At 70.2% G+C, this 13,190-nt stretch carries 11 protein-coding genes; 8 read left to right on the top strand and 3 right to left on the bottom strand.

The genetic code is table 11. The features are described from left to right. Positions 1-24: 24 nt before the first annotated feature. Both O1R50_RS20515 and O1R50_RS20510 read left to right on the top strand, forming a co-directional pair. Positions 25-276, top strand: a complete 252-nt coding sequence (locus O1R50_RS20515; protein ID WP_270112049.1) for a hypothetical protein — start codon at positions 25-27, stop codon at positions 274-276. Further along, positions 273-1,427 carry a low temperature requirement protein A gene (locus tag O1R50_RS20510; protein ID WP_270112048.1) on the top strand — a complete coding sequence of 385 codons (1,155 nt, stop codon included), beginning with the start codon at positions 273-275 and terminating at the stop codon, positions 1,425-1,427. The genes O1R50_RS20515 and O1R50_RS20510 overlap by 4 nt, the downstream gene beginning before the upstream one ends. On the opposite strand, the gene O1R50_RS20505 is transcribed toward O1R50_RS20510, so the two are convergent. Then, a complete protein-coding gene (locus tag O1R50_RS20505; RefSeq protein WP_270112046.1) occupies positions 1,428-1,619 on the bottom strand; it encodes a GNAT family N-acetyltransferase in 192 nt (63 codons plus the stop codon). It abuts the gene before it with no gap. A gap of 9 nt (positions 1,620-1,628) precedes the next feature. Further along, complete coding sequence (locus O1R50_RS20500) at positions 1,629-1,910, bottom strand: hypothetical protein (RefSeq protein ID WP_270112045.1); 282 nt, start codon at positions 1,908-1,910, stop codon at positions 1,629-1,631. 86 nt (positions 1,911-1,996) lie between these two features. Between O1R50_RS20500 and O1R50_RS20495 the strand changes: the two genes are divergently transcribed. Beyond that, positions 1,997-3,763, top strand: a complete 1,767-nt coding sequence (locus O1R50_RS20495; RefSeq protein WP_270112044.1) for a metallophosphoesterase — start codon at positions 1,997-1,999, stop codon at positions 3,761-3,763. Here O1R50_RS20495 and O1R50_RS20490 read toward each other — a convergent pair. After that, on the bottom strand, positions 3,760-5,328 hold the full coding sequence (locus O1R50_RS20490) for a peptide MFS transporter (RefSeq protein ID WP_270112043.1): 1,569 nt from the start codon (positions 5,326-5,328) through the stop codon (positions 3,760-3,762). The two genes, O1R50_RS20495 and O1R50_RS20490, sit on opposite strands and share 4 nt — an antisense overlap. 167 nt (positions 5,329-5,495) lie before the next feature. Here O1R50_RS20490 and O1R50_RS20485 point away from each other — a divergent pair, with 167 nt between their 5' ends. The 5 genes from O1R50_RS20485 (at position 5,496) to O1R50_RS20465 (ending at position 13,173) form a co-directional block, all read left to right on the top strand. Continuing rightward, on the top strand, positions 5,496-6,470 hold the full coding sequence (locus tag O1R50_RS20485; protein ID WP_270112042.1) for a hypothetical protein: 975 nt from the start codon (positions 5,496-5,498) through the stop codon (positions 6,468-6,470). Between the two features lie 254 nt (positions 6,471-6,724). Next, the gene (gene groL / locus O1R50_RS20480; RefSeq protein ID WP_205326103.1) at positions 6,725-8,350 is read left to right on the top strand and encodes a chaperonin GroEL; all 1,626 of its coding nucleotides are present in this window, start codon (positions 6,725-6,727) and stop codon (positions 8,348-8,350) included. Between the two features lie 270 nt (positions 8,351-8,620). Next, positions 8,621-10,510 (top strand): right-handed parallel beta-helix repeat-containing protein, encoded by a 1,890-nt coding sequence (locus tag O1R50_RS20475; protein ID WP_270112041.1) that lies wholly within the window; start codon positions 8,621-8,623, stop codon positions 10,508-10,510. A 65-nt stretch (positions 10,511-10,575) separates the two neighbouring features. Continuing rightward, positions 10,576-10,776, top strand: coding sequence for a hypothetical protein (locus O1R50_RS20470; RefSeq protein ID WP_270112040.1), 201 nt, complete (start codon positions 10,576-10,578; stop codon positions 10,774-10,776). A 102-nt stretch (positions 10,777-10,878) separates the two neighbouring features. Beyond that, on the top strand, positions 10,879-13,173 hold the full coding sequence (locus O1R50_RS20465) for an AAA family ATPase (protein ID WP_270112039.1): 2,295 nt from the start codon (positions 10,879-10,881) through the stop codon (positions 13,171-13,173). Positions 13,174-13,190 lie beyond the last annotated feature (17 nt).

Here is a 13,190-nt window from a genome sequence, read left to right as displayed (position 1 = left end):
CTTTGAGGTCGGAAGGCTTGTTTTATGTTCATGCCGGATTCGGCGCCGTGGGGTGCTGTTCTGGTCGCCGTGGGCATGTTCTGGATCGTGCGGTTCGTTCGTGCGGTGTGGCCGCAGAGCTCAGGAGACCGCAAGGAGCTGCTGCAGGACTTCTTCGGTCGAAGGGGTCGCGATCATCGATCGATCGAGCAGCCGGACGAGACGCCGGACGAGCACTCGGACGAACCACCCAACGAGACGCCTCCCGGCGCCCAGGGCGATAGCATCGGGCAGTGAGCGTGTTGCGGGGGCGTGGGGCCACTGGGGTCGGTCCGGTCGAGCTTTTCTTCGACCTGGTGTACGTCTTCGCGATCACGCAGTTGTCGCATTTCCTGCTGCACCACCTCGATATCGGGGGCGCGTTCGAGTTCGCGGTGCTGTTCGCCGCCGTGTGGTGGGGCTGGAACTACACCGCGTGGGCCGCCAACTGGCTCAACCCGAACGACCGCGCCGTGCAGGCCTGGTTCGCCGTGTGGATGTTCGCCTCGCTCGGCATGGCCGTCGCCGTCCCGGACGCGTACGGCGACCGCGCCTGGCTGTTCGTCGTCTCGTACCTGGTACTGCAGCTGAGCAGGGCAGGGTTCATGGTGTGGGCCTGGCGCGGGCAGGTCATGGCCCGCAACTACGCGCAGCTGCTGGCGTGGAGCGCGATCGCCGGCGTCGTCTGGGGCGCCGGGGTGTTCGTGCCCGATGCGGCCCGCGTGTGGGTGTGGCTCGGCGCAGTCGTCCTCGACTACCTCGGGCCGCGCGTGAGCTTCTGGCTGCCGGGCCTCGGCGCGACGCCGATGTCGACGTGGCCGCTCAGCGAAGACCACCTGGCCGAACGCAACCGGCTCGTGTTCATTGTGGCCCTTGGCGAGTCGATCGTGATCCTCGGCGGCACGCTCACCGGCATGGCCCTCACCGCCTCCACGGTCGCCGCCGCCGTCCTCGGTTTCGCGACCATCGTCGTCCTCTGGCGGCTCTACTTCGACGCGAGGCTCGGGAACGCCGAGCACGAGCGCGTCGCCGTCGAGGCCGCCACCGAGGTCTCGCGCAGCGCCTACGCCTATGCGCACGCCCTCATGGTCGCCGGCGCGGTCGTCGTCGCCGTCGGCGTCGAACTCGTCCTCGCCCACCCCTGGGACACCGCCGACGCGGCCACCATCGCGACCGTCCTCGGCGGCCCCGCCATCTACCTGGTCGGCAACCTCGTGTTCAACCGCGCCATCAGCGGCCGCATCGCCGCCTCGCGGCTGGTCGCCCTGGCCTGCTCGGCCTTCCTCGCGCTCATCGCATTCGTACTGCCCGTGCTCGTACTCGCCGCCCTCGCGCTCGCCGTGCTCCTGCTGCTCGCGCTCGGCGCCTCCGGCTGGTTCCGGCTGCCGTCCATGAACGTCGTCGAATGATCAGCGGAGCCGGTTGAACCGCATCGCCGGTTCAGGGGAGACCGTGAACCCCAGCTCCTTGTACAGGCCCTCGCCCTGCTCCGAGGCGAGCAGTTCGAGGACGTGCACGTTCTGGTCCGCGAACCAGTCGAGGAGCGCCTGCGTGCAGGACCGGCTGTACCCGCGCTTCCTCCACTGGGGATCGGTGACCACGTTGAAGACTCACCCGTACCGGGCCGTCGGGTTGTGCGGCCCCGGCAGCCGCTCGCTGATGGTGCCGACGGCACACGCGGCGAGAGCGCCGGAGCCGTCCGGGGCGTCGATCACGGTGATGCCGATCGTCGGCTTGTCCTCGCTCATGCGGCGCAGCAGGATCTCCGCTGCCGAGGCCTTCCAGGCGTCGTCGCCGGTACTGCTGAGCCCGGCGAAGCTGGAGAACATGACCTCGCGGAGGCGGACGAGCTCTTCGATGTCGCCGAGTTCGGCGTGGCGTGCGTTGGTCATGCCGGGAGCATACGGGCGCAAAGCCCCGTTCGCCTAGGCCGTTTCGCGGGTTCCCCTGACGCGCAGAACGTGCCATGATGTGGTCTATGTCCCACCGCCCCAAGGACCTCAGTCCCGAGCAGCTCCGCTTCCGGCCACAGGGGCCGGTGCGCTGGCTGTCGCCGCGCACGCTCCTCGACACGAGCATGCGGTTCGGCCTCGCCCGGGTCTTCGGCGGGTATGTCGACAAGCGCGAGATCATCGGCGGCCGTCCGCAAGGGGTGTACAACCACGCCGACACGGACGAGCTGTGGATCGACTACGTGGCGGACGTGGGCGACGGCTTCAACGCCACCTATTCGGTCGCGTACCTCATGGCGCAGGACCATATCGAGGTCGGCGGTGAGAGGCTCCCGCGCGGCTCGGTGCTCGTCATGGGCGGCGACGAGGTGTACCCGGCGGGGGACTGGCTCGAGTACGAGCAGCGCATGAAGGGCCCGTACGAGGCGGCGAACCCGGGGCACCCGGTGTCGCTCTATGCGATCCCGGGCAACCACGACTGGTTCGACGGGCTGACCGCGTTCGCACGGCAGTTCACCGAGGGCCGCTCGGTGGGCGGGTACCGGACGGTGCAGAAGCGGTCGTACTTCGCGCTCGAACTGCCGCACCGCTGGTGGCTGTTCGCGGTGGACGCCCAGTTCGACACGCACCTGGACCAGACGCAGATCGAGTACTTCCGCCACGCGGCCGAACGGATGCGCGAAGGCGACCAGGTGATCCTGTGCGTACCGCAGCCGTCGTGGCTGTGGACCGAGGACGATCCGCGCTCGTTCGACCGGATCGACCACTTCATCCGGGACGTGGTGGCTGCTCGCGGCGCCCGCGTCCCGCTCGTCATCACCGGCGACCGCCACCATTACGCCCACTACGAAGAGGTCGACGGCTCCCGCCACCTGGTCACGGCCGGGGGCGGCGGCGCGTACCTATCGCCCACGCACACGCTGCCGGAGATGCTGACGGCGCCGCGCAAATCGGTGCCGGAACCGGATGCGCGCGAACGGGATTACGTGCTCGCCAAGGAGTACCCGTCGAAGGCGAAGTCGATGGGGTACGCGTTCGGGATCTTCGCGCGGCTGCCTTGGCTGAACAAGGGCTTCGTGGCGCTCATGGCCGTCGTCGGCCTCATCGCCACGGTGTCCATTCTGGAGGGCACGGGCACGTTCGTGGCCGTCACCGCGGTGCTCCTCGGCGCCGGCGTCGGCTTCGCGCACCCGGGGCAGGGGAGCCGCACCTCACGGCACTACATGCTCGGCGGCCTTCACGGCCTGGCGCAGGTCGCCCTCTCCTGGGGCGGGGCGCAGCTCATCAAGATGTTCGACGACGTGAGCCTCTGGACCTACCTCGCGTACCTGCCGGTGGCCGGGCTCGTCGGCACCTGGCTCGTGGGCCTCTATCTGGTGGTGGCGAACCGCTTGGGCGTCAACGCGAACGAGCTGTTCGCGGGCATGTCCGTGATCGACCAGAAGTGCTTCCTTCGGATCAAAGTCGCCGCGGACGGGGTCACCGTGTACCCGATCGGGCTCGACCGAGTGGCCCGCAGATGGGTCGCCGATCCCGAAGGTCGGATCAAAGTCGCCGCGGACGGGGTCACCGTGTACCCGATCGGGCTCGACCGAGTGGCCCGCAGATGGGTCGCCGATCCCGAAGGGGCGCCCACGGACTCGTTCATCAAACCAGTCGATCCGCTCAAGCCCCGCCTGATCGAACCGGGGTTCGCCGCCCTCCATCCGGGGCCGCGCAGCAGCGACGTGCCCCCGCAGCATCCGGTCCGCCGCCTGGTCGCCCAGGCCGGCGAATGGTTCAAGCCCGGCTAGTTCCCGCGGCCGCCGCTGAACCCCGACTGGGGCCGCGGTTCGGGCGGCGTCTCCAGGATCGCCGCGTCCGGGCCGTGCCCGCCGCGGCCCATGAGCCGGTGCAGCGCAGGGCTGAACACGGCGAGGACGACTGCGGTGAGGATCGCGATCCCGGCGAGGATGAAGAAGAACGCGGCCTCGCCCACCCTCGGCACCAGGAACGCGAACGCCTGCCCGCCAAGGGGTGTGCCCACGGCCGGTCCGAGGAACCACACGCCCATCATCTGGCCCTTGAGGTTCGGCGGCGCGAGCTGCGTCGTCACGCTCAGGCCCACCGGCGAGACGCACAGCTCGCCGAACGTCAGCAGCAGGTACACCCAGGCCATCCATGCGAGAGCGACGAGCACCCCGTCGTCGGCGCGGGCCTGCAGCCAACCGAGGAACACGTACGCGAAGCCCACGAGGAACACGCCGATCGCGAACTTGTACGCCGTCCCGAACCGCGTCCCGGCCTTGAGCCAGATGACGCCGAAGATCGGCGAGAAGATCAGGATGAAGATCGAGTTGAAGTTCTGCACCCCGCCCGCGGGCAGGTGGAAGCCCCACGAGTCGAGGTCAACCGAGTTGCCCGCGAACACGGTGAGCACCGAGCCCATCTGGAGGTACAGCATCCAGAACACCACTGAGGCGATGAACAGGCCCACATAGGCGCGCAGGCCCGCCTTCTCAGCGGGCGTGATGTCCTTGGCCTCGCCGAAGATGTAGACGAAATACCAGACGGCCGCTGCGATCGCCAGGCCCGTCACCACTGTGGGCACCGTGGCGAGCGTGAGCGTCCCCGTCCAGCCCCAGATCGCGATCGCGACGGCCGCGATGGCGAGCGAGACGACCACGATCTTCGTCGTCTGCCGCTTCTCCGCTTCAGTGAGCGGCCGCGCCGGGCCGATCCCCGCGTGCGTCAGCCGCGGCCAGCCGCGCACGTACCAGAGCAGGCCGAGGCCCATGCCGACGGCGGCGGCGCCGAAGCCGAGGTGCCACTGGTCGTCACCGGCGAGGAACGGGGTGATGAGGATGCCGAGGAACGCGCCGAGGTTGATGCCCATGTAGAACACGGAGAACCCGGAGTCGCGGCGCGCGTCCGAGTCGTCGTCGTAGAGCTTGCCGACCATCACCGAGATGTTCGGCTTCAGCAGACCCGAACCGGCGACGACCAGGAACAGCCCGAAGAACACCGTCGCCGGGTTCTCGACCGGGATGGCCATCGAGATGTGGCCGCACATGATGATGATGCCGCCGATGAGGACCGCGCGACGCGGCCCGAAGATCCGGTCGGCCAGCCACCCGCCCGGCAGCGCCGTCAGGTACACCAGCCCCGAGTAGAGCGAGGCGATCGGGACGGCCACCGTGTCGGAGAGCCCGAGCCCGTTCTGCGCCACGTCCGCGACGAGGAACGTGAGCAGGATGCCCTGCAGGCCATAGAAGCTGAACCGCTCCCACATCTCGGTGCCGAACAGGACGGCGAGGCCGCGGGGGTGCCCGAAGAAGGTCTTGTCGCGGACGACGGGGTGCATCTCGCGGTGGGACATCGGCGCTCCCAAAGTGCTCGTCTCCCGGCGCGACGTGCGCCGATACCTGCGTACGGTAGTAGCTCGGCCGCGGCCGGGCAGGGGAATGCGCGAACGTGTCATCCCCGAACGGATGCGTCGCAGCCGTTTGTCTGATATGCGCGTTTGGTTCGATTACGATCCGGCATATGAGCGACGATCCTTACTGGAACACCGGGCAGTCGGACGAGCCCTCGGGCCGCTTCTCCGGCGGCGACCCCCTCGTGACCGACACCTACGAAGGCTGGTGGCACGCGTCCATGGATGTCGTGCAGCGCTCCTGGCGCACCGTCGGCCTCATCCTGCTCATCGGCGTGGTCCTCCCGCGCTGGATCCTCAACGCCTTCAACAACACCGTGCGCACCCGCGACATCGAGGTCTCCGGCACCGACTGGGGCACGATCGTCCGCGAGGTCAACCCGGGCGTCGCCGCCGGGATCATCGGCGCCGTCCTCACCCTCGCCGCCCTCTACGTCTCCGGCTCGGCCGCGCTCGCCGCCGTGCGCACCGCCGCCGCCGAAGCCGCGGGCGGCTTCCTCGCCCTCGGCGAGGCCTTCTCCTTCGGCTTCAAGCGCGGCGGCAAGTTCTTCCTGTGGCTCCTGCTCGCCTGGCTCACCATCGCCGCCGGCCTCGTTCTCTGCATCCTGCCCGGACTGTGGGCGATATTCGCGCTCAGCCTCATGGCCCCCGCCGCGGTCTTCGAAGCCCGCCGCAGCCCCTACGCCCGCTCGATCCAACTCACGCACTCCGCGTTCTGGCCCGCCCTCGGCCGCATCGTCATCGTCGTGCTCGTCGCCGTCGCAGCGAACCTCATCATCGGCCTCGTCGGCCTGCTCCTGGCCGGAGTCTGGCACGCGGTCTTCGCGTCCTGGCTCGCGAACGTCCTCATCATCCTCACCGAGGCCGTCATGGCGCTGCTCCTGCTGGTGCCCATGATCTGGATCTTCGCCGCGTCCCTGTGCACCTACGCCTGGCTGCGCGGCCGCACCGAATCCGTCTCGGCCACATCGCTCTCGGCCGAGGCCGCGGGCGTCGCCATCCCCACCGCCGAACCCGGCGAACCGGGCCACCCGGGACGGCCCGACTGGCCCGAACCGCCCGAGCAGTCGAGCTTCACCACCTGACGCACACCGCGCACCGCACAGGGCGCCCGGGCCGCGCGGCCCGGGCGCCCCGAGCTTTTCACCACGTGTTCCGCGCCCCGGATTGGCACTCTCAAGGCGAGAGTGCTATACCTGGATCTGGCACTCGCAGCTGGCGAGTGCTAACAGCGATGAGGTGGTCGGGCCACCGCGTCTTTCAACGACGCCGGCCCACCGTCGCGGGGATGCCGCCTCACCGTCGACCACGAACGTTATCCGAAAGGAAGCCATCGACCATGGCGAAGATGATCGCATTCGACGAGGAGGCTCGCCGCGGGCTCGAGCGAGGCATGAACACCCTCGCTGAAGCCGTCAAGGTGACCCTCGGCCCGAAGGGCCGCAACGTGGTGCTCGACAAGAAGTGGGGCGCCCCGACGATCACCAACGACGGTGTCTCCGTCGCCAAGGAGATCGAGCTCGAAGACCCGTACGAGCGCATCGGCGCCGAACTGGTCAAGGAAGTCGCCAAGAAGACCGACGACGTCGCGGGTGACGGCACCACCACCGCCACCGTGCTCGCCCAGGCCCTCGTCAAGGAAGGCCTCCGCGCGGTCGCCGCCGGCGCCAACCCGATCGCCATCAAGAAGGGCATCGAGAAGGCCGTCGCCGCCGTCGTCGAGCACCTCCAGTCCACCTCCACCGAGGTCGAGACCGAGGAGCAGATCGCCTCCACCGCTTCGATCTCCGCCGGCGACGTCACCGTCGGCGCCATCATCGCCGAGGCGATGGAGAAGGTCGGCAAGGAAGGCGTCATCACCGTCGAGGAGTCGAACACCTTCGGCCTCGACCTCGAGCTCACCGAGGGCATGCGCTTCGACAAGGGCTACCTGTCCGGTTACTTCGTGACCGACCAGGACCGCATGGAGGCCGTGCTCGAGGACCCGTACATCCTCGTCGCCAACCAGAAGATCTCCGCGGTCAAGGACCTGCTCCCGACCCTGGAGAAGGTCACCCAGACCGGCAAGCCGCTCCTGATCATCGCCGAGGACGTGGACGGCGAAGCCCTCCCGACCCTCGTCGTGAACAAGATCCGCGGCATCTTCAAGTCGGCCGCCGTCAAGGCCCCCGGCTTCGGCGACCGCCGCAAGGCCATGCTCGGCGACATCGCCATCCTCACCGGCGGCCAGGTCATCTCCGAGGAGATCGGCCTCAAGCTCGAGAACACCGACCTGTCCCTGCTGGGTCAGGCCCGCAAGGTCGTCATCACCAAGGACGACACCATCATCGTCGACGGCGGCGGCGAGGAAGAGGCGATCCAGGGCCGGATCAACCAGATCCGCGCCGAGATCGACAACTCCGACTCCGACTACGACCGCGAGAAGCTGCAGGAGCGCCTGGCGCGCCTCGCCGGCGGCGTCGCCGTCATCAAGGTCGGCGCGGCCACCGAGGTCGAGCTCAAGGAGCGCAAGCACCGCGTCGAAGACGCCGTGCGCAACGCCAAGGCCGCCGTCGAAGAGGGCATCCTCGCCGGTGGCGGCACCGCGCTGGCCCAGGCCGGCGCGATCGCCTTCGACAAGATCGAGGCCGAGGGCGACGAGGCGACCGGTGTCGAGATCGTGCGCCGCTCGCTCGGTGCGCCGCTGCGCGCCATCGCCGAGAACGCCGGCCTCGAGGGCGGCGTCGTGGTGGAGAAGGTCCGCGACCTGCCCACCGGCCACGGCCTGAACGCCGCGACCGGCGAGTACGTGGACATGCTCGCCGCGGGCATCCCCGACCCGACCAAGGTCACCCGCTCGGCGCTGCAGAACGCCGCGTCGATCGCCGCGCTGTTCCTCACCACCGAGGCCGTCGTCGCCGACGCCCCGGAGAAGGAATCCGCCGGCGGCGCGCCCGACATGGGCGGCATGGGCGGCATGATGTAAGCAGCCCTTCGGGTCTGCTTGCCCAGGTCGACTGAGCCGGTTCAAGGCCGGCAAGAGGGCGCCTTGGGTGTACTGCGAGGGAGGACCGCTCACTGTATTGTGAGTGGTTCTCCCTTTCTCTGTACTGGCTACCAGTGCAGACGGCGTAGTCCGCTGCGCAAGCGCGGCATACCGCCCCTTCCAAGGACGGTATGCCGCGTCTTCGCATCTCCATGCGCGCCAGCGTTTTCGGCTCTTCACATCACGTGCCGCCCGCGTTACCCTGAGCCCGTGCCCCCCGTGCCGCGCCCCCAGTACCGCCTCGCCACGGTCGTCTTCACCGTGATCGCGTTCGCGGCGATCGCTTTGAGCTGCTTCGTCGGCGGGCTCGCCGCCGAGTACCGCACCGTCGACCTGCTCGACTCCGGGGGCTTCGACGGCGTCGAGCCACCCGCCCACCGCGAGGACGGCGCCGCGCTTCTCGTCTGCAGCGACGACGCCGAGGACTTCGCCGAACGCAACGACGATGTGGATCTGCGCCGCATCGAGAACGAGCGCCTCTACGAGGACTGCCTGGCGAACGGCCACCGGGACCTCGCCTCCGCCGTCGCCGCAGCCGCGCCCGGCTCCCGCATCCTCGTCCTCCCCGGCCGCTACGACGTCGCGGAGACGATCCTCCTCGACGGCGCCGCCGACCTCCAGATCGAAGGCCTCGGCGACGGGCCCGAAGCGGTGCTCTTCACTGCCGGTTTCGCGCTCGACCATGTCCTCGCCGCCCGGAACGCGACCGGGCTCTACCTGAAGGGCTTCACCGTCGGGCAGGCCCGCGAATCCGGACTCCGGCTCGACGAGGTCTCCAGCGCCGCAGTCGAATCCGTCGCCGTGGTCGAGAGCGGTGGGCACGGCTTCCACGTCACCGACTCCACCGGGATCGCGCTGACCGGGTGCCGAGCCGCGGCCGCCGATGACGCCGGGATCGCCATTGAGGCCTCGAACGCCATCGTCCAGGACTGCGAAGCCGAAGGCAACGTGACCGGGCTCCTCACCACCGGCGGCGGCAGGATCGACATCGACGGGAACCGGCTGCACGGCAACACCACCGGTCTCGCCGTCACCGAGACGGGGACGACCGCCTCGGTCACCGCGACCGGCAACCTCGTCTACGCCAACAACACCGGCCACTACGACCGCCTCGGCACCGGTGCGTGCACCGATCCCGCCGACCGCGACTGGTCGGAGGGGCTCCTCTGCCCCGAACGCACCGTCCCGCGCGGTGTCGGCATCCTCCTCGCCGACGCGGGCCAGGCCAGTGTCACCGGCAACCGCATCTGGAACCAGGACACCGCCGCCATCGCCGCTTGGGGCACCCCCGGCGCCTACGGCGGCGCCGGGGATGTGAACACCTTCGCCGACAACACCTTCGGTGTCCGTGACGACGGCCAGCGCGAGCGCAACCGCCTCGACCTGTGGTGGGACGGGACCGGTTCGGGCAACTGCTTCGACGAGCCGAACGCGTTCCGCACGCTCCCGGCCGCCCTTCCCGACTGCGAGGACGGGGCGGGGGCGTCGCGGATCGCGGGGGATCCGTTGCGGGCCTTGAAGGTCCGGCAGTGCGGTCTGGGGGACGCCGCGGCCGGTGTGCCCGGGGGCTGCGACTGGTTCGGGGCGCGGTTCACGGACCGGCTCGAGTTCCAGGCGGCCGTGGTCTTCGCGGCGGCGCTGCTGTTCCTCACCGGTGCGGGTTGGCTCGCTGCGGCGCGCACGGAGAATCCGCCTCGTGCGGGCCGGATGACGTTCTCCGCCATGGCGACGGGTGCGGGCGGGCTGCTGCTCGTGCTCGCGGTGTGGTCGGGCCGGGCGGATTACGAGGCCCTCGCCATCGGTTTGTGGGGTGTCGGCTGGCTGCTCGGGGGTCGTTCATGGCGGCAGTGCGGGATGCCGTTCTTCGGTTTGTTCACGGGCCTGATCGGTGCGGTGGCGGTGGTGGATGCGGTGGACCGGGCGGTGTGGACGCTGCCGTTCGTCCCGGTGTCGCCAGGGTGGATCTGGGTGGTGCTGCTGCCGTTGTGGACGCTGGCGGCGTTGAGTCTCGCGTTCGGTCCGCGCCGCCGGGAGGAGGAGCGGCCGGAGGTGGAGCGGACGCCGGTGACGGCGCCGTCGAACGATCGCTGGGACTGGTGACTTGTGCGGGTGCCGAGGGTCCGGCTCGGCAGTCGCGACAGGGGTCGATCACGTACTGTTGTGCCATGACTTGGACGTGGATGCTCGAAGACGCCGACGGCAATGCGATCGACACCCCCGACAGCGACCTGGGCAGCCAGGGCGATGCGGAGTCGTGGCTGGGCGAGCGGTGGCGCGAGTTCGCCGAGCAGGGTGCCGCGGCCGCGATCCTGCTCGAGGACGGCCGCCAGGTCTACCGGATGGAGCTCTCTCCGGCGGAGGAGTAGCCGCCTGCGGGATCCGCGCACTGCGCGCGAGTTGCCGGTGTGGCAAGTCTGGCGCACCGTGAGCGTCGCCGTCCGTCGCCGGGCCGTAATAGGCTGGGCGGCGTGACCGACTCTGGTTCCCTCACTTTGACAGCGACCCGCGCCAAGGCCGGGCTCGACGCGCGGCGCGGTATCGTGCGCCTCCATCCTGAAGCGCTCACCGCGCTCGGCCTGCGTGCCGGTGACGCGGTGGAGCTGACGGGGCGGCGTACGTCGGCCGCGATCGCGCTCGCCGCCGACCGGTACGCGTCTCGGCGGGCGCTGTACGCCGATGACCTGACGTTGGGGAACATCGGTGCGCGCGACGGCGATCCGGTGCGGCTCGCGCCGGTGTCGCTGGCGGCTGCCGACCGGGTGGTGCTTTCGGGGCCGGCTTCGGCGGTGGCCGTGGTCGACCCGGACACGCTGCGCCTGGCGCTGCTGTCGAAGGTCGTGGGCGCGGGCGACGACGTGTCGCTGCTGCCGATCGAGCTGGGGGACGCGCAGCGCGAGATCGTCTCCTCGACCCGCCGCACGTTGAACAACACGCTGGGCATCGGCTGGACCACGATGGTGCTCAACGTGGTCGAGTCGAGTCCGGCGAGCGGCGCCATGATCACCTCGGACACGCGGGTGGAGTGGGAGCACGACGTTCCCGCGTCGATCGAGATCCCGCTGGAGTCGGGCCGGGTCGCGAACCTGGGCCGCGCCCGCACGCCGATGCCCGCTTCGTATACCGGTGGTGAGGCCGCCGCGGTCCGCCCCCGCACTGAGACTGCGGGTCGTGTCGGCACGCAGCCCGAGGCCCAGCCCGGGATCGCGCCGATCCCGTACGAGGAGCTGGCCGGGGCGAAGATCCCCGCCGAGGAGCTGCGGGAACTGCTCGATCTCGGGTTCAACCACCGCGAGGTCCTGAAGGTGGTGGGCACGGACATGGCGCTCGGCGTGCTCGTCTCGGGCCCGTCGGGCGCGGGGAAGGCCACCGTGGCGCGGTCGGTCGCGGCCGCCGTCGGCGCCCGCGTCAGCGAGGTCTCCGGTCAGGACCTGGCCGCGCTCGAGGCGAACGCGGCGGCCGACCGGCTCCGTGCCGCCGTCGCCGCGCTCACCGTCCCGGGCGTGCTGCTCGTCCGCGGGGTCGAGGCGATCGCCCCGGCCGGGAAGCGGACTCCGTTGGGCACCATGTTCACCCGCCTCGTCGACGAGGTCCTGTCCGAGCCGGGCGAGCACGCCGTGGTGTGCACGACCGCGCGCGTCGAGGACGTCGACACGGCGCTGCGGTCGCGCCTCGAGCACGAGGTCGTGGTCCCGATGCCGGACGCGGACGCCCGCCGGGACCTTCTCGTCTACTTCACGCGCGGCATGAAGGTGGCCGAGGACGTGAAGCTCGAGAAGGTGGCGCACCGCGCGCCCGGCTATGTGGCCTCCGACCTGGCCGTCATGGTCCGCGAGGCCGGGGTGCGGGCCGCCATGCGCGCCAAGGGCGGCGGCGCTACCGCGTTGCAGGGCAGCGACTTCGACGGCGCGCTCGAATCGGTGCGGCCCACGAGCATGTCCGGCGACTCGGTCGAGCTCGGCGGGCTCACCCTCGCCGACGTGGGCGGCATGGAGGACCTCAAGCAGACCCTCACCGAGACCGTGCTGTGGCCGCTGACGTACCCGGACGCGTTCACGCGCTTGGGCATCGAGGCCCCGCGCGGCATCCTCCTGTACGGACCGCCCGGTTGCGGCAAGACGTACATCGTGCGCGCCGTCGCGGGCGAGGGGCACGCGAACGTGTTGAGCGTCAAGGGCTCCGAGCTGCTGAACAAGTGGGTCGGCGAGTCGGAGAAGAACGTGCGGGAGCTGTTCCGGCGCGCCCGGCAGGCGAGCCCGACCCTGATGTTCTTCGACGAGCTCGACGCCCTCGCGCCGGTGCGCGGCGGCGGGACCGACGGCGGCACCGCCGACCGCGTGGTCGCCGCGCTGCTGACCGAGCTCGACGGCGCGGAGTCCCTGCGCGACGTCGTCGTGGTCGGCGCGACGAACCGCCCCGACATGATCGACCCGGCGCTGCTGCGGCCCGGGCGCCTCGAACGCCTCGTGTACGTGCCGCCGCCGGACGCGGTCGGGCGCGCCGACATCCTGCGCGCCAACGCGAAGAACGTCCCGTTCGCCGATGACGTGGACCTCGACCAGGTCGCCGACGAGCTCTGGCTCTACTCGGCCGCCGACTGCGCCGCCCTCGTGCGCGAGGCCGCGCTCACCGCCATGCGCGAGTCGCTTGAGGCCAGCATCGTCACCGCCTCGCATGTGGCCCAGGCGATGGAGCGCGTCCGCCCCAGTCTCGACCCCGAGCAGCTCGAGTACCTGGAGAACTACGCGCACAACCGCGAAGGCTGACCCCGCCGCGAGCCCGG

This window comes from Glycomyces luteolus (assembly GCF_027622875.1).
Classification (GTDB): Bacteria; Actinomycetota; Actinomycetes; order Mycobacteriales; family Micromonosporaceae; genus Glycomyces; species Glycomyces luteolus.
Note: the sequence above shows the minus strand (reverse complement) of the source record. Positions and strands in the feature narration are given on the sequence as shown.

Bases quoted from the DNA above. Each gene is read 5' to 3' on its own strand.
- O1R50_RS20515 (WP_270112049.1), top strand. From the start codon at position 25: ATGTTCATGCCGGATTCGGCGCCGTGGGGTGCTGTTCTGGTCGCCGTG.
- O1R50_RS20470 (WP_270112040.1), top strand. From the start codon at position 10,576: ATGACTTGGACGTGGATGCTCGAAGACGCCGACGGCAATGCGATCGAC.
- groL (WP_205326103.1), top strand. From the start codon at position 6,725: ATGGCGAAGATGATCGCATTCGACGAGGAGGCTCGCCGCGGGCTCGAG.
- O1R50_RS20485 (WP_270112042.1), top strand. From the start codon at position 5,496: ATGAGCGACGATCCTTACTGGAACACCGGGCAGTCGGACGAGCCCTCG.
- O1R50_RS20500 (WP_270112045.1), bottom strand. From the start codon at position 1,910: ATGACCAACGCACGCCACGCCGAACTCGGCGACATCGAAGAGCTCGTC.
- O1R50_RS20495 (WP_270112044.1), top strand. From the start codon at position 1,997: ATGTCCCACCGCCCCAAGGACCTCAGTCCCGAGCAGCTCCGCTTCCGG.
- O1R50_RS20490 (WP_270112043.1), bottom strand. From the start codon at position 5,328: ATGTCCCACCGCGAGATGCACCCCGTCGTCCGCGACAAGACCTTCTTC.